We start from the raw sequence: 21,591 nt of genomic DNA, 5'->3' as shown, positions 1-21,591 counted from the left end.
TCTCGCGCCAAGTGTGGTCAATTTTGCTTAACGGTTGGCAATCGGTACCACTTTGCGCGGCGCAACGCCCACATAATCGGCACTCGGGCGGATGATGCGGTTGTTAGAGCGTTGCTCCATCACGTGCGCCGCCCAGCCAGTGACGCGTGAACACACGAAGATTGGCGTAAACAACTTAGTCGGAATATCCATGTAGTGGTAAGCGCTGGCGTGGAAAAAATCTGCATTACAGAAGAGTTTTTTCTGTTCCCACATCAGGGCTTCGCAGGCAACTGATACTCGATATAGGCGGTCGTCACCGTTGGCCGCCGCCAGTTTTTCTGACCATTCTTTGATGATGGCGTTACGTGGATCACTGTCGCGGTAAATCGCGTGACCGAAGCCCATGATCTTATCTTTACGCTCGAGTTTGCCCATTAAGATGTCGCGCGCATCGGCTTCATCTTTCATGTCTTGGATCAGTTCCATCGCCGCTTCGTTCGCGCCGCCATGCAGCGGACCGCGCAGTGAACCAATCGCCCCAGTGACGCATGAATGCATATCTGACAGGGTGGAAGCACAGACGCGAGCGGTAAAGGTTGATGCGTTAAATTCATGTTCTGCATAAAGAATTAACGATACGTCCATCACTTTAGCATGCAGTGCCGACGGCGCTTTGCCATGTAATAAGTGGAGGAAGTGTGCGCCAATTTGATCGTCATCGGTTTCAGTATCGATACGCACGCCATCGTGGCTAAAGCGATACCAGTAACAGATGATCGATGGGAATGCGGCGAGTAAACGGTCGGTGATTTCACTCTGTTCGCTAAAGCTGTGCTCGGCTTCTAAGTTACCTAGCATAGAGCAGCCAGTACGCATCACATCCATAGGATGAGTTTCAGCAGGAATGCGCTCTAATACTTCTTTTAATGCTTGTGGCAGACCGCGAAGGCCTTTGAGTTTGTTTTTGTAGGCATCAAGTTGGGCTTGAGTGGGCAGCTCGCCGTAAAGAATAAGGTAGGCGACTTCTTCGAAGGTGGCATTTTCACCGAGATCTTTCACATCATAACCGCGGTACGTTAGGCCCGAGCCTGACACGCCCACTGTGCTCAATGCGGTTTCGCCTGCGCTCTGGCCACGTAATCCTGCACCGCTTAGTTTTTTAGCTTCTGACATAATCCTTCCCTTCCGTTAACTCTGTATGATTATTGCTGGTGGATGAATGCACTTATTTTGAGTGTTCATTCGCCGACATTTATTGGTTAAGGCTGCACTTTTTATGTAACGTGTTTAACGTTAAATCTGCATTAACGCCAAACCCTATAGGGTTGCAGCTTTTCGGTTATTTATCTTGGCTGAACAGTTGATCTAACTTGTCTTCAAAGGCGTGGTAGCCCAAGTATTTATACAAGTCTTTACGGGTCTGCATAGTGTCTAGCACGTTGCGTTGATGACCATCATTCATCAGCGCTTGCATGACGTTCAATGCGGCTTGGTTGGCTGCACGGAAAGTACCGAGTGGGTAGAGCACCATGTCGGCACCCGCCTCGGCGAGTTCTTCTTTATTGAACAATTGGGTTTGACCAAATTCAGTCATGTTCGCCAAAATCGGTGCTTTAACTTGAGCCTTGAAGTGACGATATTGGTCTAGTTCTGTTAAGGCTTCGGCGAAGATCATGTCGGCACCGGCGGCGATATACGCTTGCGCGCGTTCAATACCCGCTTCTAAACCTTCCACGGCGACGGCATCGGTACGTGCCATGATCACAAAGTTAGGATCGGTACGGGCATCGACGGCCGCTTTAATGCGATCGACCATTTCTTCAATACTTACGACCGCTTTGTTGGGTCTATGGCCGCAACGCTTTTGCGACACTTGGTCTTCCATGTGCACAGCGGCTACGCCGATTTTTTCGAATTCTTTAATGGTACGAGCAATGTTGAATGCGCCGCCCCAGCCAGTATCGATATCGACCAATAAAGGCACCTGCGTGGCAGAGGTGATGCGGCCGGCATCAATCAGCACGTCATTCATTGAGGTCATGCCCAAGTCAGGCAAACCGTAGGAAGCATTGGCAACGCCAGCGCCCGAAAGATACAAGGCTTGGAAGCCTGTTTGTTCTGCCATTAAGGCAAAATAGGCATTGGTGGTGCCAACGATTTGTAACGGTTTGGCCTTAGCAAGAGCTTGGCGAAAACGTAATCCTGCGCTTTGGGTCATGGTTTTATCCTTTTCCATTTTATGGGAAGTGGGCATCGTGAGCCGTAAGAACTTAGCTAATGTTGGCTAAGGTTTCTTTTGCGGCTGCATTGGCTTGCAATTCAATTAAGCGTAATTCGGTATTTTTACGCCCCTGTTCGATATGGCGGCGCATCAGCAAACTGGCCAACTCACCATCGCGCTGGGCAATGGCTTCGACTATGCGTCTGTGTTCGGCAATCGCTTTCACGGGGCGATTTTTATTAGTGCACTGGTAGCGATACATACGTAGCAAGTGATACAGACCACCGACTAAGGTTTCCTGCAGATGCTTGTTACCGCTGGCTTGAATAATTTGGTAGTGGAAGTCGACATCGCCTTCCTCTTGGAAGTAAGTATCGCCCTTGGCGAGCGCCGCTTCTTGCGTTGCGAGCAGATCTTCTAGCTTGGCTAATTGTTCTGGGGTAATACGGCTGGCGGCGAGTTCGCAGGCCATGCCTTCAAGCACGCTACGTAGTTGATATAAATCGTTAAGTTCACTCACTGTTAGCTGGGCGACGCGGGCACCAACATGGGGCGCACGCACCACTAAACGTTGTCTTTCTAAGGTTTGCAGTGCTTCGCGGGTCGGGCCGCGGCTGATGCCGTATTTTTCGGCCAGTGCTTGCTCGTTAATCTTGCTGCCTGCAGGCAGTTCGCCCTTGATGATGCTGGTTTGGATCTGCACCAAAATTTGATCGGCTAATGTGGTCGACGTCTTATCTGCCGAGGTCGATTTGACCTTGTGCAGGTGGGGAACTTGAGTGTCATCAGAAATGAACGTCGTGTCTTGCTTCAACATAGAACGCATCACTATTAATAGGATTGTCGACAATGGGTAAAAAATAGCCCTCCCTTGGTGGATTGTCAACAATGTGTTTACTTAGACGTAAGTCTATATTTCAATGAATTTCTATTTTAATTATTGATTTTTATCATTTTATTTTAATTATCTCGTTATTAATATTTTATGTTATGAATATTTAAATATTAAATTGTCAACAATGGAGTGGTTTTAACCTTCCAACCTTGTTGCGGATGTTGATGGTTTTGGGGAAAATCATCCAAATGCATTTGGCATGTTTATCCTTCACGTTATGCTATGGGCGGAATGAGACATTTGGGGATGACAGTGGAAAAAGTGTTAGTGAGTAGTTGTTTACTCGGACAAGCGGTGCGCTACGACGGTGGCCATAACTTGATGGAGAGCGAGCTGGTGCAAACGTGGCTCGAGCAAGGGCGGATTGTGGCGATTTGTCCCGAATGTGCAGGCGGTTTGCCTACACCTAGACCGCCAGCGGAGCGGATTGGACAGCGCATCTTAACTGCCCAAGGTGAGGATGTGACCCACGCTTTTAGTCTGGGAGCCGATCTCGCGCTTAAGCTGGCGCAGCAACACGGGATTAAAGTGGCGATTTTAAAAGCCCGCAGTCCATCCTGTGGTAATAGGCAGATTTACGATGGTCAATTTGTAAAACAGTTAATTGCGGGACAAGGATTAACGGCTGAAAAACTTAGTGCCGCAGGAATAACCGTATTCAATGAATTGGAGTTATCCGCTGCAGCGGCATGCGTTGCTGAACTAGAGCAAAGCTAGAGACGAGCTAGCTTGCTTGAGTGTGATTGGGGCTGGTGGCCTTATTGTTCACACTTTGATGTGTTTGGAGTAAAGCATGAATTTGTTGATCTTTTTCCGCCCACACTTGGTTTAACCAGCGTTGGAATTCGACGCGGTACTCAGACTCAGAGAAATAACGTGCCGCATCTACCTGAGGCACGGGCAGGGCGTTAATTCGCACAATAATCTTACTGACCTTACCATTCATCACCCCAAACAGAATATCTTCAGGCGCATCTGGGTAGACGATTGTCATATCCAGCAGGTTAGTAAATTGTTCGCCCATGGCTGATAAGGTAAAGGCGATACCACCCGCTTTAGGACGTAACAAATGTTGATAAGGCGAGTTTTGGCGCTGATGTTTATCTTGGGTAAAACGGCTGCCTTCAACATAGTTAATGATTGAGGTGGGCATATTGCTAAACTTGGCACAGGCGCGGCGTGTGGTCGCTAAATCTTTGCCCTTAAGCTTTGGATTCTTTTTAAGTTTTGCTGGGCTGGTTCTGTTCATGAAAGGCATATCCAGCGCCCAACAACCTAGTCCCATAATCGGCACATAGGCGAGTTCTTTTTTGAGGAAGAACTTCAGCATAGGGATGTGGTTACGTAACACGTAAGTTTGCGCGGCGATATCGAATCCACTGAGGTGGTTACTGATCAGCAAATACCAGCTGTTTTTATCGAGTCCTTCGAGCCCTTTGACATCCCACTCAATTTTAGCGATCAAATACAAGATGCCACCGTTGCAGCAGGCCCAAGCCCACATAAAACGGTTCATGACCGCAGTCACCGCATTGCGCGCACCTTGTGCTGGCATCACAAGTTTCACTAATCCGCCAATGCTGATAAGCGAGCCCCAAACGGCGGTATTAATGATCAGCAAGCTTAAGCTCAGCATAAACAACACTGAACCAGGCAGGAAATTCAACATAGTGGCGTTACCTTTATTCTTTATTCGCTTGGCTAGCGAGTTGGCTTAACACTTGATCCTTAGTGAGCCAGAGTTGATTCAGTTGTTCTTGGAAGCCAATTTTAAAATCGCGGTCATTCATATAATCGCCGCGCATTGCAGGATCAATATCGGAGACCTTGATGTGTACTTTAACGCTTGGCAACTTGCCTGTCAGGTAGTCCCAATAGCTCGGTACTGCGTCTGGGTAGTAAATGGAGACATCGACTAGCTTGTGGATCTGTTCACCCATGGCTGATAGCGCGAAGGCCATACCGCCCGCTTTAGGTTTTAGCAAATGTTGGAACTGTGAGTTTTGTTTTTGATGCTTAGCCTTGCTGAAGCGCGTGCCTTCGACAAAGTTCATCACACTCACAGGCTTAGCCTTAAACTTAGCACAGGCTTTACGTGTAATTTCAATGTCTTTGCCCTTTAATTTAGGGTTCTTACGCAACTGTGCTGTGCTATAACGACGCATAAAAGGAAAATCGAGTGCCCACCAAGCTAGGCCTAATACGGGCACAAAAATCAGCTCTTGCTTGAGGAAAAACTTTAAGAAAGGGATTTTTCGGTTAAAAATCCGCTGCAGGATCAGGATATCGACCCAAGACTGGTGGTTGGCAATCACCATGTACCACTCTTTAGTGGAAAAGTCGGTGTCACCACTCAGTTCAATCTTAACGGGATGTAAGCAGCGTTCAATTACGCCATTAACACTGATCCAAGCGCTGGCACAAAAATCGAGTACATGGCTAGTCGCAGTCCTTAATGGACTGATAGGTATCAGTTTTATAAAACTGATTAACACGATTGGGATAGTCCAAAAGACGGTATTTATAACGTAACCTAAAAATGCAATACAGCCTTTTATCTGTGAAAACAGCATTCCCATCCGAGCCCCCTGACAAAAATTGGAGGCCTATGTTACTCGGTGTAGGCGTTTGGCTCAATCTTAGGCACTGCTGGTCGGTGCATTTGTTCATCTTCACTGTAAAGCGGCTGACTCAATATTGCTGGGATAGTCGTGCCAGCAACCTATCCATAGCACGATAACCCAGTGCTTGGGCAAGATGGCGGCGTTCGGTATTAGTGGCTTGTTCAAGATCGGCGATAGTGCGGGCGACTCTTTGTATACGATGAAAACTGCGAACCGAAAGGCCAAGCTTCACCACGCTTTGCTCCAAAAACACTAAATCAGCATCACTGAGCCCGCTGAAGCGTTTCAATTGTTTCCCTGTAAGTTCGCTATTGAGCACACCAGCACGGGCGAGTTGTAGCTCACGTGCTAGCTTCACTCGTTTGGCGATATCTTGGCTGGTTTCTGTCTGCGGCGCGGCTTGAGTCAAAGTGCCCGCGGGAAGTTTGGGCACTTCTATGGTCAAGTCGAAACGATCGAGAAACGGACCTGAAAGCCGCGAAAGGTAACGTTGGATTTGTTCAGGGCTGGATCTATGATGGCTATCCAAGTCGCCACTAGGGCTAGGATTCATCGCTGCGATTAATTGGAATCGACTCAAAAATGTCAGCTTAGCGGCGGCGCGGGAAATCACCACTTCGCCGGTTTCCATCGGTTCGCGCAGGCAATCTAAGACTTTACGAGGAAATTCAGCCACTTCATCCAAGAATAATACACCGCGATGGGCGAGGGAGATCTCCCCTGGTTTTGGGATACTGCCACCACCCACGAGGGAAATCGAAGAACTCGTGTGGTGCGGCGCCCTAAATGGTCGCTGTAAAAAATGCTGCGGTTTAATGTCGAGTCCAGCAACGGAATGAATTGCCGCCACTTCTAACGCTTCCTCATAATTGAGTGCAGGCAATAGTGCCATCATGCGGCTGGCAAGCATGGTCTTGCCAGTACCCGGCGGGCCTAGCATCAAGAGGTTGTGGTTACCCGCAGCGGCAATTTCGAGTGCTTGCTTGGCCTGATATTGGCCAATCACATCGCTCAGGCAAGTATGGGACTCGGGTGTCTCTTGGCTTACCCATTCTAACTGTGGCGCCAGTGTGGGCAGTTGGTTTTGCCCTTGTAAATACGCGGCTAGACTTTGCAGATGTGAACCAAATAACACATTGGGATAGCCGACTAGCTCTGCATCGTGGCGGTTATCTAGCGGTAAGACCAAGGTATGGTCTTGGCGCTTCGCCGCGATAATCGCGGGCAATAACCCTTGGCAGTAACGTATGTGCCCTGACAGTGCCAGCTCGCCGACAAACTCAAGATTTTTTAAACTATTAGCTGGGATTTGTTCCGAGGCGGCCAATATGCCTACGGCTATGGGTAAGTCGTAGCGGCCACCTTGTTTAGGTAAATCTGCTGGCGCGAGGTTAACGGTTATCCGCCGCATCGGACATTCGAATCCTGCATTGATCAGCGCGCTGCGCACCCGCTCGCGGGCTTCTTTTACCGACGCTTCGGGTAATCCCACTAGATTAAATGCTGGTAAGCCGTTACTCAGATGCACTTCAACTGTGACTTGTGGAGCTTCGACCCCACAACTGGCTCGGGTATTGACACAGGCAATCGCCATAAACAAATCCTTTTGTTGATCTTTTTCGCTGAATTTGAGTGTAGCAGTAATTAATGGGAGGGGTTTCCTATCGCCTAGGTCGTTGCCCTTCTCATTAGCAAGCCGTTGACTCTGGCTTTGCTAATCGTGTGATAGGCTTGGCAATTTGCCTTATTTGAAGATGGCAAATAGTTGATAGAAATGATAAAAAACAAACATTGGAGTCGTGAGGTAAATATGGATATATTTTTAGCAGAAAATTCCCCCATTCGTCGGCAGTTGTTAGAGCAAAAGCTGGCGCAGTTTAAAGACCCACATCTTGCCCATACGCTTTCGGCATTTATTCGCAATAGTGTCGATCTCTATCCCTGTGCAATCGAAGATTATGCTCAGTTAGGTAACAGCCGGATGGGTGGATTGCCGGATTTGCCTGTGGGAATGGATTACCCCGTCACTCTGGTCGGAAGGGAGGAGATGCTTGATGGCTATGTTGAGAGTTTTGGCCATACCCGCGAGTTTATTAATGAGCATTGGCGGGAGGACTGGCAGGACGATTGGGAGACTGATGAGGAGCATAATTGGGATTGGGACGAGGCGGCGCAAGCCTTCCGTGTGCCCATGCAATTTATCGCACAGCTCAACTGCAGCGACCTGAAGGCGTTTCAATCTTATTTGCCTCGAGAAGGGCGATTGTTGTTCTTTTTGGAGCGCTGGCGATTCTCGGAAATGCTTCGCGGCCATGTCTATTATGTCGCTGAGGATCAGCAACTGAACTCTGGAAAAGCGATTGCCGAACCTAAGTTCGACGATGCGGTATGTGCAAACTATGAGTATGAAGAGGCTTATCAACTTCAGGGAATTGCCAGCATTAAGATGATAGCCCCTGACATGATTAATAGTGACAACCCGCATTTAGTAAAGTTAGCCAAGGCACGTTTACAAGCGCTACCAGAACCGCAACAAGCTATGGTGCTGGAGGCCCTAGCGGTTGTGGATGATGAATTGGCACCAGAGTGGCAAGATCAGCTCAAGGGCTATGAGCTGATACAATTGAATGAGCACGGGTTTATCCCTGGTCAGATTCTCACTCAATCGCAATGGGCTAATACCGACTGGCAGTCATCCAACTTGCAGGCATTGCTGGTCCCCGAGCAGCCGCTGCCGTATTACAATGGTATCGCCAGCATTAATGGCCATGGCGATAGTCGCTATGAAGCACCCGAACTCCGCGCCGCGGCTGAGTTAGGCGGCAATGCCGAAGATTATCTGGTGCTGTTCAAAGTCGTCTATAGTGAGCACTCGATGCAGTTGAATTTTATTATCCATCAAGCGGATTTAGCATTAGGCAAATTCGATCGCATTTACTGCATATATGATTATTAGTTCATCGAAAGGTTGGCGATGCGGGCTACACAGCAATTGGAGTACACCGAGACGATTGAAGGTGTATGTTGCGACGGATTAGAAGAAGAGTCGCAAGCACAATTTAGTGCCTTTGAATGAATATGAGTTATAAAGGATTGATTCTGGGAGAAATGATTACGACTGAATAGATTAAGTGATTGATAGTTATATTTAATTATTTCAATCGGTTAATGTATATTGGTCAACCTATGCCATTATATGAGGGCATCGTTGAGCAGTCTCATTTGGTTTACCCTCCAATGAAAATCATGGTTCTCCTCACGATATTCATTCACCTCGGCCGTTAGGCCGCATTAACGTCTGAGTTCTAACTTGTATTCCTTTTAAGTCCCCGTCATTTTCTCCGTGGTTAGGTTGCAAGACTGACCATAAGGCCGCCACTTACATCCCCATAAACATTCTGCTACTGAGCAACTCGAACCCCCTATACCGACAGGGTGTCTGAATAAATAGTCAGCATATAAAGTATACTTTGTATCATTTTGTGGTTTAATCGAAACATCTGCTGCCGATTTTAGCAACATTTTGGGCGGCGATGCGGTAACAAGGTTGTGAATCGATAATAATAAAGTGACCTCTTGTGAAGGATGACATTTGAGGGAACATGGTCGAGGAGAACTCGCCTATGCGTTCGTGGATGTTAGCGTGTGTGTTTATCTGTACTGCGGGTTTTGGTGGGGCAGCATGGGCAAAACTCGATGTGGTTTTCTTTAATCCTGGGGCTGTCGATGACAGTTTTTGGGGAGATGTCGACCAATTGATGTTGGCGGCATCGACGACACTCGATATTAAACTCGATATCATTCATTCCGATCGCAATCACTTCAAGATGATCACCCAACTCGATGAGTTGTTAGCTTCTGCAAAGGCGTTACCTAATTACGTTATTCTGGTTAATGAAAAACAATCCGCGATAAAAATGCTGCAGGCGCTTTATCCTCACCCTGTCTATGTGCAATTGATTTTAAATGATATTTCCCCTGGCGAGCGTGATGCCTTGCTGCAAGATCCTCATTGGCAAGAATATCTGTTACCCGCCATTATTCCCGATAATTACGCTATTGGTTCGGCGACCGCTAAGGCCTTAATGGACGACTTAGAGGGAAAGGCGGCTAAAGTTCTGTTGATTTCGGGCGATAAATCGACGCCTGCGTCAGTGTTACGTACCCAAGGCGCCAGCGACTATTTCTTTATGCAGTCCAATGCCACTCTGACTCAAACGGTTTATGGCCAATGGAGTGAGGCAGTGGCTTATGGGCAAGCGTTAACCCTGCTGAATCGTTATCCTGATCTGAATGTGATTTGGACCGCCAGTGATCGTATGGCGATTGGGGTGCTTAAAGCATTGAAGGAAAAAGGTTTGGTGTCTGGTAAAGATGTATTTGTCGGTACGATCAATACTTCACCTGAGATTTTACAGCTTTGTCGCCAGCACTCTGTGAGTGTTATTGGTGGCGGGCATTTTTTGGTTGGCGCTTTAGGTTTGGTTGAATTGCAATATTATCAGCAGCATAAAAAATATCTCCCCTATGACAATGTTGCCTTGTTCGGTGTTTTGCAACCAGATTCGGCATTTTATCAAATGTTAGTTGCTCGAGATTGGCCACAGATTTTCCAGTCTCAGATTTTGAATAAGTTGCCCCTCAAGGCGTAATAACAGGTGTACATGAAGCATCGTAATCATTCTATTAGCCACAAGATGACGCTGATTATTATTGGGGTGAGCTCGTTTTTTGCTGTGTTAACTATGCTGGTACAGTTGATTTGGAACTATCAGGATAGTATCGATAATGCGACTTCGGATATCCGCGAGTATTCAGAATCTATTTTGCCAAGCGTGGCGAAGTCACTGTGGGACGTCGACCGTAGCTTGTTATCGGATTTGCTCTCTGGACTGGGGATGATGCCATTAGTGTCGAGTGTACATTTAGACAGTATCGATGGCGTCACTATGCATCTGGGTAAACCTTTGTTAACCGATGATGAGTCGCAAACTCTATTTCACTATCCTGTGACCTATCAAGAGCAGTCGATAGCGACTTTGACCGTAGGGTTAGATACCAATCGGCTTTACTACGAGCTGTGGCGGCAGTTGATTTTTATCGTGCTCGGTAATGGGTTAAAGACCCTATTGATGATTTATTTGATTTTGACCTTAGTGCGACTCATGGTGACAGATAGATTGTCGGCATTGGAAGATTTCACTAATAAAATCAATCTTAACTCGTTAAAAAAGTTATCTGTGCCCGAGACGGTAACCGCAAGACCCGATGAAATAGCCCATGTGGCATTGTCACTTAAGGATATGTATCAAAGGATACGTAATGATTTAGCCATCAATAAACGTCAGCAACGTGCACTGCAACAACAGCAGCATTTATTGTCTGACTTAGTCAAAGAACGAACTAAAGAATTAGATTGGCAGTCGCAGTCGAATCAATTGTTGGCTGAGATTTCGTTGCAATTTTTGAGCATAGATACCTGCAATGTGGATAAAACCTTAACTGAGGTATGCCACAAAATAGGTCAGTTATTTGATGTTGAAAGGGTGAGTCTTCTCGAATTCAATCAGCAGCATGCCTATTACCGCAGCTTTTGGACCAGTGACTTACACGCAAATAAGGTCCAAGTGATTTCGGTAGATAATATTGCTCAACTGGCTAAAAAATTCGAGACGGAATCGACCTTAGTGATTGAGGATCTTGAGGCGTTAAAGGCTTTTTCACCACAGGAATATGAGGTAATGAAATCCGTGGGGATATGTTCGATTGCCGCCTTTGCGATTAAAAATGCTGGGGAGTTATTGGGATTGCTCTCGCTGTCGACTGTGTCGCGGCCATTAAATTGGAACGCCCAGAAAAAGAATATGCTGACCCAATTCGCCTCCGCATTGAACGAGTTACTGCTACGCGAACAGAAAGAGCGTCAGATGATAGTGCTACAACAAGCGCTGGTTGCCGCGAATAGCCAATTAAAGGTGATGGCTGAAACCGATGAATTAACTGGCTTAGCTAATAGACGACCCTTTACTGAAAGATTAGCTACTGTGCTACAAGCTAACACTCCAGCGGGATTGTTAATGTTAGATATCGATTATTTCAAATCCTACAACGACACTTATGGTCATCTTGAAGGCGATACTGTGCTCAAGCGAGTGGCAGATGCCTTAGCACAGTGCGATATCCTGCCGCACAATGCTCTATTGGCTCGCATTGGTGGTGAAGAGTTTGCTTTGGTCGTCGAGCAGGTCACGCCAGCACAGTTAACGGCTATTGCTACGCAACTGTGTTATCTCGTTGAGCAACTCAATATTCCCCATCAAGTATCTCCCTTGGCTGTGGTGACGATCAGTATTGGCAGCGTGTTTTTGCCATTAGATAAGATCTCGGGGTTTAAGATGGCCGACGTATTACGCCGCGCCGATGTTTGCCTCTATCGCGCTAAGGATAAAGGTCGCAACAGAGTCGAGGTTGAAGTGATTTAATGGGAGCCGGTTGAAGGTAACGTTACTCTTCACCAAGATATCCCAACGCGTTGCTGGATTGGCTACTGAGCTTCAAGAGTCTAGGCGCTATGCTGCAAAATTGGAGACATATTCGGTTAGCATCACCACGCCACAGACGCCCTCAATCATGCTAACTAATTGATAACATTTATATGAAACATAGCGGTAGATAAGTCGCTAAGATAAAAATTACTCAAGGTGAGGTAATATTAGGCGGCAGATGAGATATAATCTGTCGCCTATTGTCGATTTAGCGATGCACTCTGAGTGACATCCATGCTGCCATTCTGGACGTATTTTACGTAACGCAACTAAGCAAAGCCACGACTGCATAGTCAATTCTATTGGCTTAAATGTACGTTCTAGCAGCTCAATATCAAAGCCACCGCGCTCGGATGTCTAATGCCATCGAGTCGAGTAAAACAATTAAACGCTGTATATTCAGTCGCTTAGGCATAAAGCATTACTTAAGTGATGCAAGTGCATTAGCGCTATGCGTGGGCTGCGAGAGCGGAGTCACGCATAACTCGTGAATTTGCAGATATACTGAGTACACCCTTAGGATTGTCATCTAAGCGCTCATTCATCTCAGGGGTGAAAGTGGTCAATACAATTTTGTTGTGCAGCGACCAGACAAAGCAAACTTTGCTCAAATACAATGAATTCAACTGACTCGCGAGCAATAAAGCGCGGGTTGGTCCTAGTTAGTCCAGTGTTAAATGAAAGGTGTTACATGAGTCTCTTTGATAACGTGATGATTATATTGTGTCTAATCGGCGCGAGTTGTTTTTTCTCTATGTCAGAAATTGCACTTGCCGCTTCACGTAAAATTCGTTTACGTCAGTTAGCCGATGAGGGCGATGCACGAGCAGAAAAAGTGCTGCAGTTACAAGCCGTTCCCGGTAGCTTTTTTACGGTAGTACAAATTGGTCTTAATGCCGTTGCCATCATGGGCGGTATTGTGGGTGAGTCGGCATTTCGGCCTTACTTCTATCAGTTGCTTTCCCCTTTAGTTGCCGAGCCTTGGCTGAGCCAATTGAGCTTTGTTTTATCCTTCATAACGGTAACCAGCGCCTTTATTTTAGTCGCCGATTTAATGCCAAAACGCATTGCCATGGCGATGCCTGAGCCTGTCGCTTTAGCTGTTGTCGGGCCTATGTCTTTCTGTATTGTGCTATTACGCCCATTAGTGTGGTTTTTCAACGGCATGGCGAGTGGTATCTTTAAACTGCTGCAGATCCCAACCGTGCGTAACGATGCCATCACCTCCGACGACATTTATGCCGTCATGAATGCGGGCGCCGAAGCTGGGGTGCTAGATCGCGGTGAGCAACAGATGATGGAAAATGTGTTTGAAATGCAAACCGTTTCTGTGACTTCGGCCATGACGGCCCGTGAAAGCTTAGTGTACTTTTTACTGCAAGACAGTGAAGAAGATATCAAGCGTAAAATTTCTGAAGATCCCCATACTAAGTTCCTAGTCTGCGATGGTCAGTTGGATATGATCAAAGGCTTCGTGGATGCGAAAGAATTGCTGATCCGTGTGATCAACGGTGAGAATATCATCTTAAAAGGCAGTAACTTAATCCATACTTCGCTGATCATTCCCGATACGCTGAGCCTGTCAGAAGCGATGGAATACTTTAAAAATAGTCGCGCCGATTTTGCCGTGGTAATGAACGAATACGCCTTAGTGGTGGGGATTGTGACTACCAACGATCTACAGCGCGCCGTAATGGGGGCTTGGTCATTGCACGAAAGCGAAGAGCAGATCATCGCCCGTGATAGCAACTCTTGGTTAGTCGACGGTGTGACGCCTATTACCGACGTAATGCGCGCCTTTGGTATTGAGGAGTTTCCGCATAATCAGAACTACGAAACCATTGCTGGTTTTATGATGTATATGCTGCGTAAAATCCCTAAGCGTACGGATTTCGTGAACTATGCGGGCTATAAATTTGAGGTGGTCGATATCGATTCGTACAAGGTCGATCAGCTATTGGTGACTCGTATCGATCCTATTGATAAGCTCAACTCGCCGGATGTGTAATCCTGTCATCTTGTGTTGATTGCCTTGCGATAGAAATCCTGTGGCAATAGTTCGTTAGCACCAATTTGATAGCAACTGTTCGATAGTGAAGCGGTTCTCTTTAGCTAATTTTTTAGTTTTTTGAGAGCCGTTTCGGTTTTCTATCTCGTTGAAACTCTTCACTCGCCCTTTTATTTTTTGTATTACTTTCCCCGTTTAAATTACATCCAAAAACGCATTAACGATGGGATCGTCAAGCCGTTTCACTTTGCAGCAGCAACCTAACTCGAACGGTGGAATCGCAACCGGCGACGAGAGCAACTGAATGCGATCCCGCACTGGGCTATTATTGATCACCACTTCGGGGCTCATGCTCACGCCACAACCTAACGCTACCATAGAGGCGATAGCTTCTTGGCCCGACACTTGGGCGTAAATATTAGGGCTGATGCCCATTTGTTTGAACCAGTTATCGGCGCGGCGCCGTCCTGGGCCGTGATCTGGGATGATAAAGGGTACGCTCGACCAATCGATGGGCGTTTGGCTAACTTGTTGCTGTACTGCACAGCGGATCGTCGGTGCGATAATCGACAGCGGCACATCGTCGATTTTGGCAAAGTGTAAGCTGCTGGGGAAAGGATCGGGCAGGGCAGCGATGGCGATATCGGCGCGATTCTGCTGCACTTCTGCTAGCGCGTTCGCTGCATCTCCTGTGGTTAAGGCGATTTCGACGAAGGGATGCTCTTGGCGGAATAGATCCAATAAACCCGGTAAATGACTGTAGGCGGCAGTGACCGAGCAATACAGATTTAACCGACCGCGCAGCACGTCCTGCTTGAGATCGATACTGTGCTTGAGTGTGCTCCAATGGTTCAAAGTCTGCTCGGCGAATCGCTTAAACTCGTGTCCCGCGTGGGTTAAGGTCACGCTGCGATTATCCCGCTCTAACAGTTTAGCGTTCACTTCTTCTTCTAATCTTTGCAGGGCTCGGCTTAAAGTTGATGGGCTCACATGCATCTGCTCCGCGGTCTTGGCGAAGTGCAAACTGTCACATAAGTGCAGGTACAATTTGAGGGTACGAATATCCATAACTTATCCTGTTTAGCCTGAGCTTGAGTGCTGCATATTGCCGCCGATGTTGCTGCCAGTGTTACTGAGCGTTATTGCGGCTGACGTTGCGCATAATGCAATATGAAGTTCCGAATATATCATTTTAAGCAATGATAAGCATGGGTTATAGTGATTTCAATCACAACCAAGTCGTAACATTATGTTAGTTTGGTTGCGTCCAAAATTTCTGACTTATAGGTGGTATATCAGATGGCTAACTATTTTAACTCTCTGAATTTACGTCAACAATTAGCACAGCTTGGCCAATGTCGTTTCATGGATCGTTCTGAGTTTAGCGACGGCTGTAACTACATCAAAGATTGGAATATTGTTATTTTAGGTTGTGGTGCTCAAGGTCTTAACCAAGGCTTGAACATGCGTGATTCGGGTCTGAATATCTCTTTTGCCCTGCGTCCTGAAGCGATTGAACAGAAACGTGCCTCATGGCAAAAAGCAACCGATAACGGTTTCCGTGTCGGTACCTTTGAAGAATTAATCCCCGCGGCGGATCTGGTGCTTAACCTGACGCCGGACAAACAGCATTCAAACGTGGTTAACGCGGTTATGCCACTGATGAAGCAAGGCTCTACCTTGTCTTACTCACACGGCTTCAACATTGTTGAAGAGGGAATGCAAGTTCGTTCCGACATCACTGTGGTGATGGTTGCGCCTAAGTGCCCTGGCACTGAAGTGCGTGAAGAATACAAACGTGGTTTTGGTGTGCCTACCCTTATCGCGGTTCACCCAGAAAACGATCCAAACGGTGATGGCTTAGAGATTGCTAAAGCCTACGCTAGCGCAACGGGTGGAGACAGGGCCGGTGTTTTACTGTCGTCTTTCATCGCAGAAGTGAAGTCGGATCTGATGGGCGAGCAGACTATCCTCTGCGGTATGTTGCAGACGGGTGCCATCTTAGGTTACGAGAAAATGATCGCCGATGGCGTTGAGCCAGGCTATGCGGCCAAGCTTATCCAGCAAGGTTGGGAAACGGTCACTGAAGCGCTGAAACACGGCGGAATCACTAACATGATGGACCGTTTGTCTAATCCAGCCAAGATTAAAGCATTTGAAATTGCAGAAGATTTAAAAGAAATTCTGCAACCATTATTTGAAAAGCATATGGATGACATCATCAGCGGCGAATTCTCACGCACTATGATGGAAGACTGGGCAAACGATGATGCGAACTTACTGCGTTGGAGAGCCGAAACTGGCGAAACAGGTTTCGAAAATGCGCCCGTATCGAGCGAGCATATCGACGAACAAACCTATTTCGACAAAGGTATTTTCCTTGTTGCTATGATCAAAGCGGGTGTGGAACTGGCGTTCGATACTATGGTGTCTGCGGGTATCGTGGAAGAGTCGGCCTATTACGAGTCACTGCATGAAACCCCACTGATCGCTAACACGATTGCTCGTAAGCGTTTGTACGAAATGAACGTAGTGATTTCAGACACAGCCGAATACGGTTGCTACCTGTTCAATCACGCCGCCGTACCTATGCTGCGCGACTATGTTAATGCCATGTCATCTGAGTATTTAGGTGCAGGCCTGAAAGACAGCGCAACCGGTGTCGACAACCTAACGCTCATCGCTGTTAACGAAGCGATTCGTGAAACGGCAGTGGAATATGTTGGCGCTGAGCTTCGCGGTTACATGACAGATATGAAGAGCATTGTTGAGGCTTAATTGATAGTTAGTTAAGCCCTGCATTGGGGGAGAGGGTTGAGACTCAAAGGACTTGGGTCTCAACTCAGTTCCCAAGCAAGCTCAAGATAGTGAAACGCGCATCTTGAGTTTGCTTAGTGATAAATCAGTGTAGTGAGAAACAAATTTTTTCCTGTTCAGTGGGTTGTCGAGCGGGCAAAAACGACACAGTTAGTGAGCCTATCGTTCAGTAGGTGAATCGCGCCGACTGAGGCTCAACAGTTAACGTTTTACTTTGTTGTTTTGCATTGTCTCGGCAAGGAAGCTGAATTTTTTTGACAAAAGATATTTTTTATTGTGTTTGGCCGTTGCTTTATGGTAAAGCTAATAGCTCGCGCTAGGGCAAAGCCCAAAGCGATACTAACTTTCATTCAATACCCAAATTTTAGAAGCACCGATTAGGAATCCATATTGATGTTTAACCAAGCTGCCAAGCTCATTCTCGTGATTATTACCGTCGTGATTATTAAATCACAGCGGGGGCGGCGCATGGCGAACTGATAGACCTAAAAGGTTAAAAGTTTCGAAAGAACCCCCCGCTCCGAAAGGACCGGGGGGTTCTTCGTTTCAGGGCCTAGAGTAAGGTTCTAAGCTTCGAAAGAGTAAAGATTTCGAAAGAGTAAAAAATAGCGTCGATTTTCGGCAATTCAGGACTAACGTAGCGAGAGAGAATATGGAACCAGGGCAGATGATCAGAGGCGCAGACGCGGTAATCAAAGTGTTAGCAGCACATGGAGTCACTACAGTGTTTGGTTACCCAGGTGGTGCCATTATGCCAATATACGATGCCCTCTATGGAAGCCCTGTTGAACATCTCTTAAGCCGTCACGAACAAGGCGCCGCCTTTGCTGCCGTAGGATACGCAAGAGCCAGCGGTAAAACCGGCGTGTGCTTTGCGACATCAGGCCCAGGCGCGACTAACCTTATCACCTCACTTGCCGATGCGTTGTTAGATTCAGTGCCTATCGTGGCCATCACAGGCCAAGTCTCCACCGCCGTTATCGGCACCGACGCCTTTCAAGAAATCGATGTGCTGGGCATGTCACTGAGCTGCACTAAGCACAGTTTTATGGTGACAAACATCAACGATCTTATCCCAACCTTGTATCAAGCTTTTGAGATCGCCGCATCCGGCCGCCCTGGCCCTGTGTTGGTCGATATCCCGAAGGATATTCAACTCGCTCACCTCGAATACCGTACACCTTTGCTGGCCGTCATGAACGAACCCCAAGCCGAGATGAGTGATATCGAGGCTGCCCGTGCGCTGTTGGCTGAGGCTAAACAACCTATGTTGTATGTCGGCGGCGGTGTGGGCATGGCGGGCGCGGTCGATCAACTGCGTGAGTTTATCAAAGTGACGGGCATACCTTCGGTCGCGACCTTGAAGGGGCTGGGCAGTATCGCCCGCGGCACGCCAGGTTACTTAGGCATGTTAGGCATGCATGGCGGCAAAGCGGCTAACTTAGCGGTACAGGATTGTGATTTGCTGATCGTGGTGGGTGCCCGTTTCGATGACAGAGTCACCGGCCGTTTAGCGAGCTTTGCCGACAAGGCCAAAGTGATCCATTTAGACATAGACGCCGCTGAGCTGGGCAAGTTACGTATGCCAGAGGTGGCGATAGCCGGTGACTTACGTCAAATCTTGCCTGCCTTAGCCATGTCGATGAACATTACGCCTTGGCAGGCTGAAGTGGAGCATTTATGTCGTAAGCATCAATGGGATTATCAACACCCCGGCAGTTTGATCTATGCGCCTGCGCTGCTGCGCCGTTTAGCCAATAAATTACCCGAAGACAGCGTTGTTTGTTGCGATGTAGGTCAGCACCAAATGTGGGTGGCCCAGCATATGTGGTTCCGCCGTCCAGAAGATCACCTGTCCAGTGCGGGCTTAGGCACTATGGGCTTTGGCTTACCCGCCGCGATTGGTGCGCAAGTGGCCCGTCCCGATGCGACTGTGGTGACTGTCTCTGGTGATGGTTCTTTTATGATGAATGTGCAGGAGCTGACCACCATCAAACGCCGCAAGTTGCCGGTGAAAATCGTGCTGATCGATAACCAAAAGCTTGGCATGGTGAAGCAGTGGCAACAGCTATTCTTTGAAGAACGCTACAGCGAAACGGATTTATCCGATAACCCTGATTTTGTTTTATTGGCCTCCGCCTTTGATATCCCTGGCCGCACTATTTTTTCTTCCGACGAAGTGGAAGAAGCCTTAACCGAAATGTTAGCGGCTAAGGGCCCGTATTTGTTACACGTTGCAATCGATGATGCTTTTAATGTTTGGCCACTGGTGCCCCCCGGCGCATCAAACAGCGATATGATGGACGAAATGGAGAAACAAACATGATCCACTCTCTGGAATTAACGGTTCAACAACGCCCCGAAGTGCTTGAGCGTGTTTTGCGCGTGACTCGCCATCGCGGCTTTACGATTACCCAAATGCAGATGCGTATGAATGACGACGCTAGCCTGTCGCTGGATATAGAGGTCGATAGCGAACGTGCCATCGAACTGCTAAGTAATCAGCTGAATAAACTGATTGATGTGACCCAGTGTAAGGTATTGTTACCGCTGAGCTTGCAACAAACGGCGAATGCTTAAGCATTCGCCATGTGAATTAAGAATACCATTTTCGATTTGAGATAAAGGATACAGTCAATGCCAAAGTTACGTTCAGCTACCAGTACCGAAGGCCGCAATATGGCGGGTGCCCGTGCGCTATGGCGCGCCACAGGGGTGAAAGACAATGATTTTGGTAAGCCAATTATCGCTATTGCTAACTCCTTTACTCAGTTTGTACCGGGTCATGTGCACTTAAAAGACATGGGCTCACTGGTGGCGAGCGCCATCGAAGAAGCGGGCGGTATCGCCAAAGAGTTCAACACGATCGCCGTCGATGACGGTATCGCCATGGGCCACGGTGGCATGCTCTATAGCCTGCCATCGCGTGAGCTTATCGCCGACAGTGTGGAATACATGGTTAATGCCCACTGCGCCGATGCTTTAGTGTGTATCTCCAACTGCGACAAGATCACTCCCGGCATGTTGATGGCGGCGCTGCGCCTCAATATTCCCGTCGTGTTTGTGTCTGGCGGACCGATGGAAGCGGGTAAAACTAAGCTGTCGGATAAGCTCATCAAACTCGACTTAGTCGATGCTATGGTGGCGGGCGCCGACTCGAACGTGAGCGATGAAGACAGTGCCAAAATTGAGCGTAGCGCGTGCCCAACCTGTGGCTCTTGCTCTGGCATGTTTACCGCGAACTCAATGAACTGTTTAACCGAAGCCCTAGGGTTATCGTTGCCGGGTAACGGCTCTATGCTGGCAACCCACGCGGATCGCCGCGAGCTGTTTTTAGAAGCGGGTCGCCGCGTGATGGCGCTGGCAAAACGTTATTATCATCAAGATGATGAATCGGCATTACCACGCAATATCGCCAACTTCAAAGCCTTCGAAAATGCCATGACCTTAGATATCGCCATGGGCGGTTCATCTAATACTGTATTGCATTTATTGGCCGCCGCGCAGGAAGCCGATGTTGATTTTACCATGGCGGATATCGACCGTATGTCGCGCCTTGTGCCGCACCTTTGTAAGGTTGCGCCATCAACGCCTAAATACCATATGGAAGACGTGCACCGTGCGGGCGGTGTGATGGGGATTTTAGGCGAGCTCGACAGAGCTGGATTACTTCATACCGATGTGTTCCATGTGGCGGCCGATGAAGGTGGCTATTTGAAGTCTGTATTGGCGAAATACGATGTGATGCAGACGCAAGATGAAAAAGTAAAACATTTCTTTATGGCGGGACCTGCGGGGATTCCGACCACTAAAGCCTTTAGCCAAGATTGTCGCTGGCCGTCACTGGATAATGACAGACAAGAAGGCTGTATCCGTAGCCGCGAGTTTGCCTTCAGCCAAGAGGGCGGGCTTGCCGTATTGTCGGGCAACGTGGCCGAGAACGGCTGTATCGTTAAAACGGCGGGCGTGGATGAATCGAATCTGACCTTCATCGGCTCTGCTCGCGTCTATGAAAGCCAAGATGATGCAGTGGCGGGTATTTTAGGCGGTGAAGTGGTGGCGGGCGACGTGGTTGTTATTCGTTATGAAGGCCCGAAAGGCGGCCCAGGTATGCAAGAAATGTTGTACCCAACCAGTTACTTAAAATCACGCGGGCTAGGCAAGGCCTGCGCGCTGATAACCGACGGTCGTTTCTCTGGTGGTACTTCAGGTTTATCTATCGGCCACGTCTCACCCGAAGCTGCCGCTGGCGGCACAATCGCCTTGATTGAAAATGGCGATCGCATCGAAATTGATATACCCAAGCGCAGCATCAAGCTGGCGGTAAGCGATGCTGAACTCAATGCTCGCCGTGAAAAAATGCATAGTCTTGGCCCAATGGCGTGGAAACCAATTGGTCGCCAGCGTTATGTGTCACTCGCGCTTAAAGCCTACGCCATGCTCGCCACCAGTGCCGACAAGGGCGCGGTGCGCGATCGCAGTAAACTGGAGGACTAATT

16 protein-coding genes are annotated in these 21,591 nt (G+C 48.0%); 9 read left to right on the top strand and 7 right to left on the bottom strand.

Features of this window, described 5'->3' with window-relative positions; all coding sequences use genetic code 11:
* Positions 1 to 27: 27 nt before the first annotated feature.
* The 3 genes from prpC to HQQ92_RS20390 all read right to left on the bottom strand — a co-directional run bounded on the left by prpC (position 28) and on the right by HQQ92_RS20390 (position 3,020).
* Positions 28 to 1,155 (bottom strand): 2-methylcitrate synthase, encoded by a 1,128-nt coding sequence (prpC, locus tag HQQ92_RS20400; RefSeq protein ID WP_173248017.1) that lies wholly within the window; start codon positions 1,153 to 1,155, stop codon positions 28 to 30.
* 166 nt (positions 1,156 to 1,321) lie between these two features.
* Positions 1,322 to 2,200 (bottom strand): methylisocitrate lyase, encoded by an 879-nt coding sequence (gene prpB / locus HQQ92_RS20395; RefSeq protein WP_006084450.1) that lies wholly within the window; start codon positions 2,198 to 2,200, stop codon positions 1,322 to 1,324.
* A 52-nt stretch (positions 2,201 to 2,252) separates the two neighbouring features.
* Positions 2,253 to 3,020, bottom strand: a complete 768-nt coding sequence (locus tag HQQ92_RS20390; protein WP_173248015.1) for a GntR family transcriptional regulator — start codon at positions 3,018 to 3,020, stop codon at positions 2,253 to 2,255.
* A 300-nt stretch (positions 3,021 to 3,320) separates the two neighbouring features.
* On the opposite strand from HQQ92_RS20390, the gene HQQ92_RS20385 reads away from it, so the two are divergent.
* Positions 3,321 to 3,815 (top strand): DUF523 domain-containing protein, encoded by a 495-nt coding sequence (locus HQQ92_RS20385; RefSeq protein ID WP_113941620.1) that lies wholly within the window; start codon positions 3,321 to 3,323, stop codon positions 3,813 to 3,815.
* 7 nt (positions 3,816 to 3,822) lie between these two features.
* Here the strand turns inward: HQQ92_RS20385 and HQQ92_RS20380 are convergent, their stop codons facing one another.
* The 3 genes from HQQ92_RS20380 to HQQ92_RS20370 all read right to left on the bottom strand — a co-directional run bounded on the left by HQQ92_RS20380 (position 3,823) and on the right by HQQ92_RS20370 (position 7,316).
* Positions 3,823 to 4,767: an acyltransferase gene (locus tag HQQ92_RS20380; RefSeq protein ID WP_105250477.1), complete on the bottom strand. Its 945-nt coding sequence runs from the start codon at positions 4,765 to 4,767 to the stop codon at positions 3,823 to 3,825.
* A 13-nt stretch (positions 4,768 to 4,780) separates the two neighbouring features.
* Complete coding sequence (locus HQQ92_RS20375) at positions 4,781 to 5,677, bottom strand: acyltransferase (protein ID WP_105250476.1); 897 nt, start codon at positions 5,675 to 5,677, stop codon at positions 4,781 to 4,783.
* Positions 5,678 to 5,789: 112 nt separating this feature from the next.
* Positions 5,790 to 7,316, bottom strand: a complete 1,527-nt coding sequence (locus HQQ92_RS20370; RefSeq protein ID WP_173248013.1) for a YifB family Mg chelatase-like AAA ATPase — start codon at positions 7,314 to 7,316, stop codon at positions 5,790 to 5,792.
* A 216-nt stretch (positions 7,317 to 7,532) separates the two neighbouring features.
* Between HQQ92_RS20370 and HQQ92_RS20365 the strand changes: the two genes are divergently transcribed.
* From HQQ92_RS20365 to HQQ92_RS20350, 4 genes are all read left to right on the top strand, one after another.
* Entirely contained in the window at positions 7,533 to 8,678 is a 1,146-nt protein-coding gene (locus HQQ92_RS20365) for a DUF1963 domain-containing protein (RefSeq protein WP_173248011.1), read from the top strand.
* Between the two features lie 667 nt (positions 8,679 to 9,345).
* Positions 9,346 to 10,374: an ABC transporter substrate-binding protein gene (locus HQQ92_RS20360; RefSeq protein WP_173248009.1), complete on the top strand. Its 1,029-nt coding sequence runs from the start codon at positions 9,346 to 9,348 to the stop codon at positions 10,372 to 10,374.
* Positions 10,375 to 10,419: 45 nt separating this feature from the next.
* Complete coding sequence (locus tag HQQ92_RS20355) at positions 10,420 to 12,204, top strand: GGDEF domain-containing protein (protein WP_173248741.1); 1,785 nt, start codon at positions 10,420 to 10,422, stop codon at positions 12,202 to 12,204.
* Between the two features lie 754 nt (positions 12,205 to 12,958).
* Complete coding sequence (locus tag HQQ92_RS20350) at positions 12,959 to 14,275, top strand: hemolysin family protein (RefSeq protein WP_105250472.1); 1,317 nt, start codon at positions 12,959 to 12,961, stop codon at positions 14,273 to 14,275.
* Positions 14,276 to 14,470: 195 nt separating this feature from the next.
* Here the strand turns inward: HQQ92_RS20350 and ilvY are convergent, their stop codons facing one another.
* The gene (gene ilvY, locus HQQ92_RS20345; RefSeq protein ID WP_105250471.1) at positions 14,471 to 15,343 is read right to left on the bottom strand and encodes an HTH-type transcriptional activator IlvY; all 873 of its coding nucleotides are present in this window, start codon (positions 15,341 to 15,343) and stop codon (positions 14,471 to 14,473) included.
* A 231-nt stretch (positions 15,344 to 15,574) separates the two neighbouring features.
* On the opposite strand from ilvY, the gene ilvC reads away from it, so the two are divergent.
* The 4 genes from ilvC to ilvD all read left to right on the top strand — a co-directional run bounded on the left by ilvC (position 15,575) and on the right by ilvD (position 21,589).
* Complete coding sequence (gene ilvC, locus HQQ92_RS20340; RefSeq protein ID WP_131524931.1) at positions 15,575 to 17,053, top strand: ketol-acid reductoisomerase; 1,479 nt, start codon at positions 15,575 to 15,577, stop codon at positions 17,051 to 17,053.
* A gap of 691 nt (positions 17,054 to 17,744) precedes the next feature.
* Positions 17,745 to 19,418: an acetolactate synthase 2 catalytic subunit gene (gene ilvG / locus HQQ92_RS20335; RefSeq protein ID WP_173248007.1), complete on the top strand. Its 1,674-nt coding sequence runs from the start codon at positions 17,745 to 17,747 to the stop codon at positions 19,416 to 19,418.
* Positions 19,415 to 19,672, top strand: coding sequence for an acetolactate synthase 2 small subunit (gene ilvM, locus HQQ92_RS20330; RefSeq protein ID WP_173248005.1), 258 nt, complete (start codon positions 19,415 to 19,417; stop codon positions 19,670 to 19,672). The genes ilvG and ilvM overlap by 4 nt, the downstream gene beginning before the upstream one ends.
* A gap of 57 nt (positions 19,673 to 19,729) precedes the next feature.
* Positions 19,730 to 21,589: a dihydroxy-acid dehydratase gene (ilvD, locus tag HQQ92_RS20325; RefSeq protein ID WP_173248004.1), complete on the top strand. Its 1,860-nt coding sequence runs from the start codon at positions 19,730 to 19,732 to the stop codon at positions 21,587 to 21,589.
* Positions 21,590 to 21,591: the final 2 nt, after the last annotated feature.

The organism is Shewanella sp. DC2-4 (assembly GCF_013248875.1).
GTDB lineage: Bacteria > Pseudomonadota > Gammaproteobacteria > Enterobacterales > Shewanellaceae > Shewanella > Shewanella oncorhynchi.
This window is presented reverse-complemented; position numbering and strand designations above follow the sequence as displayed.

What these genes read in the sequence shown, in the direction of transcription:
- prpC (WP_173248017.1), bottom strand. Translation starts at nt 1,155, where the DNA reads ATGTCAGAAGCTAAAAAACTAAGCGGTGCAGGATTACGTGGCCAGAGC.
- prpB (WP_006084450.1), bottom strand. Translation starts at nt 2,200, where the DNA reads ATGACCCAAAGCGCAGGATTACGTTTTCGCCAAGCTCTTGCTAAGGCC.
- HQQ92_RS20390 (WP_173248015.1), bottom strand. Translation starts at nt 3,020, where the DNA reads ATGTTGAAGCAAGACACGACGTTCATTTCTGATGACACTCAAGTTCCC.
- HQQ92_RS20385 (WP_113941620.1), top strand. Translation starts at nt 3,321, where the DNA reads ATGGGCGGAATGAGACATTTGGGGATGACAGTGGAAAAAGTGTTAGTG.
- HQQ92_RS20380 (WP_105250477.1), bottom strand. Translation starts at nt 4,767, where the DNA reads ATGTTGAATTTCCTGCCTGGTTCAGTGTTGTTTATGCTGAGCTTAAGC.
- HQQ92_RS20375 (WP_105250476.1), bottom strand. Translation starts at nt 5,677, where the DNA reads ATGGGAATGCTGTTTTCACAGATAAAAGGCTGTATTGCATTTTTAGGT.
- HQQ92_RS20370 (WP_173248013.1), bottom strand. Translation starts at nt 7,316, where the DNA reads ATGGCGATTGCCTGTGTCAATACCCGAGCCAGTTGTGGGGTCGAAGCT.
- HQQ92_RS20365 (WP_173248011.1), top strand. Translation starts at nt 7,533, where the DNA reads ATGGATATATTTTTAGCAGAAAATTCCCCCATTCGTCGGCAGTTGTTA.
- HQQ92_RS20360 (WP_173248009.1), top strand. Translation starts at nt 9,346, where the DNA reads ATGCGTTCGTGGATGTTAGCGTGTGTGTTTATCTGTACTGCGGGTTTT.
- HQQ92_RS20355 (WP_173248741.1), top strand. Translation starts at nt 10,420, where the DNA reads ATGACGCTGATTATTATTGGGGTGAGCTCGTTTTTTGCTGTGTTAACT.
- HQQ92_RS20350 (WP_105250472.1), top strand. Translation starts at nt 12,959, where the DNA reads ATGAGTCTCTTTGATAACGTGATGATTATATTGTGTCTAATCGGCGCG.
- ilvY (WP_105250471.1), bottom strand. Translation starts at nt 15,343, where the DNA reads ATGGATATTCGTACCCTCAAATTGTACCTGCACTTATGTGACAGTTTG.
- ilvC (WP_131524931.1), top strand. Translation starts at nt 15,575, where the DNA reads ATGGCTAACTATTTTAACTCTCTGAATTTACGTCAACAATTAGCACAG.
- ilvG (WP_173248007.1), top strand. Translation starts at nt 17,745, where the DNA reads ATGGAACCAGGGCAGATGATCAGAGGCGCAGACGCGGTAATCAAAGTG.
- ilvM (WP_173248005.1), top strand. Translation starts at nt 19,415, where the DNA reads ATGATCCACTCTCTGGAATTAACGGTTCAACAACGCCCCGAAGTGCTT.
- ilvD (WP_173248004.1), top strand. Translation starts at nt 19,730, where the DNA reads ATGCCAAAGTTACGTTCAGCTACCAGTACCGAAGGCCGCAATATGGCG.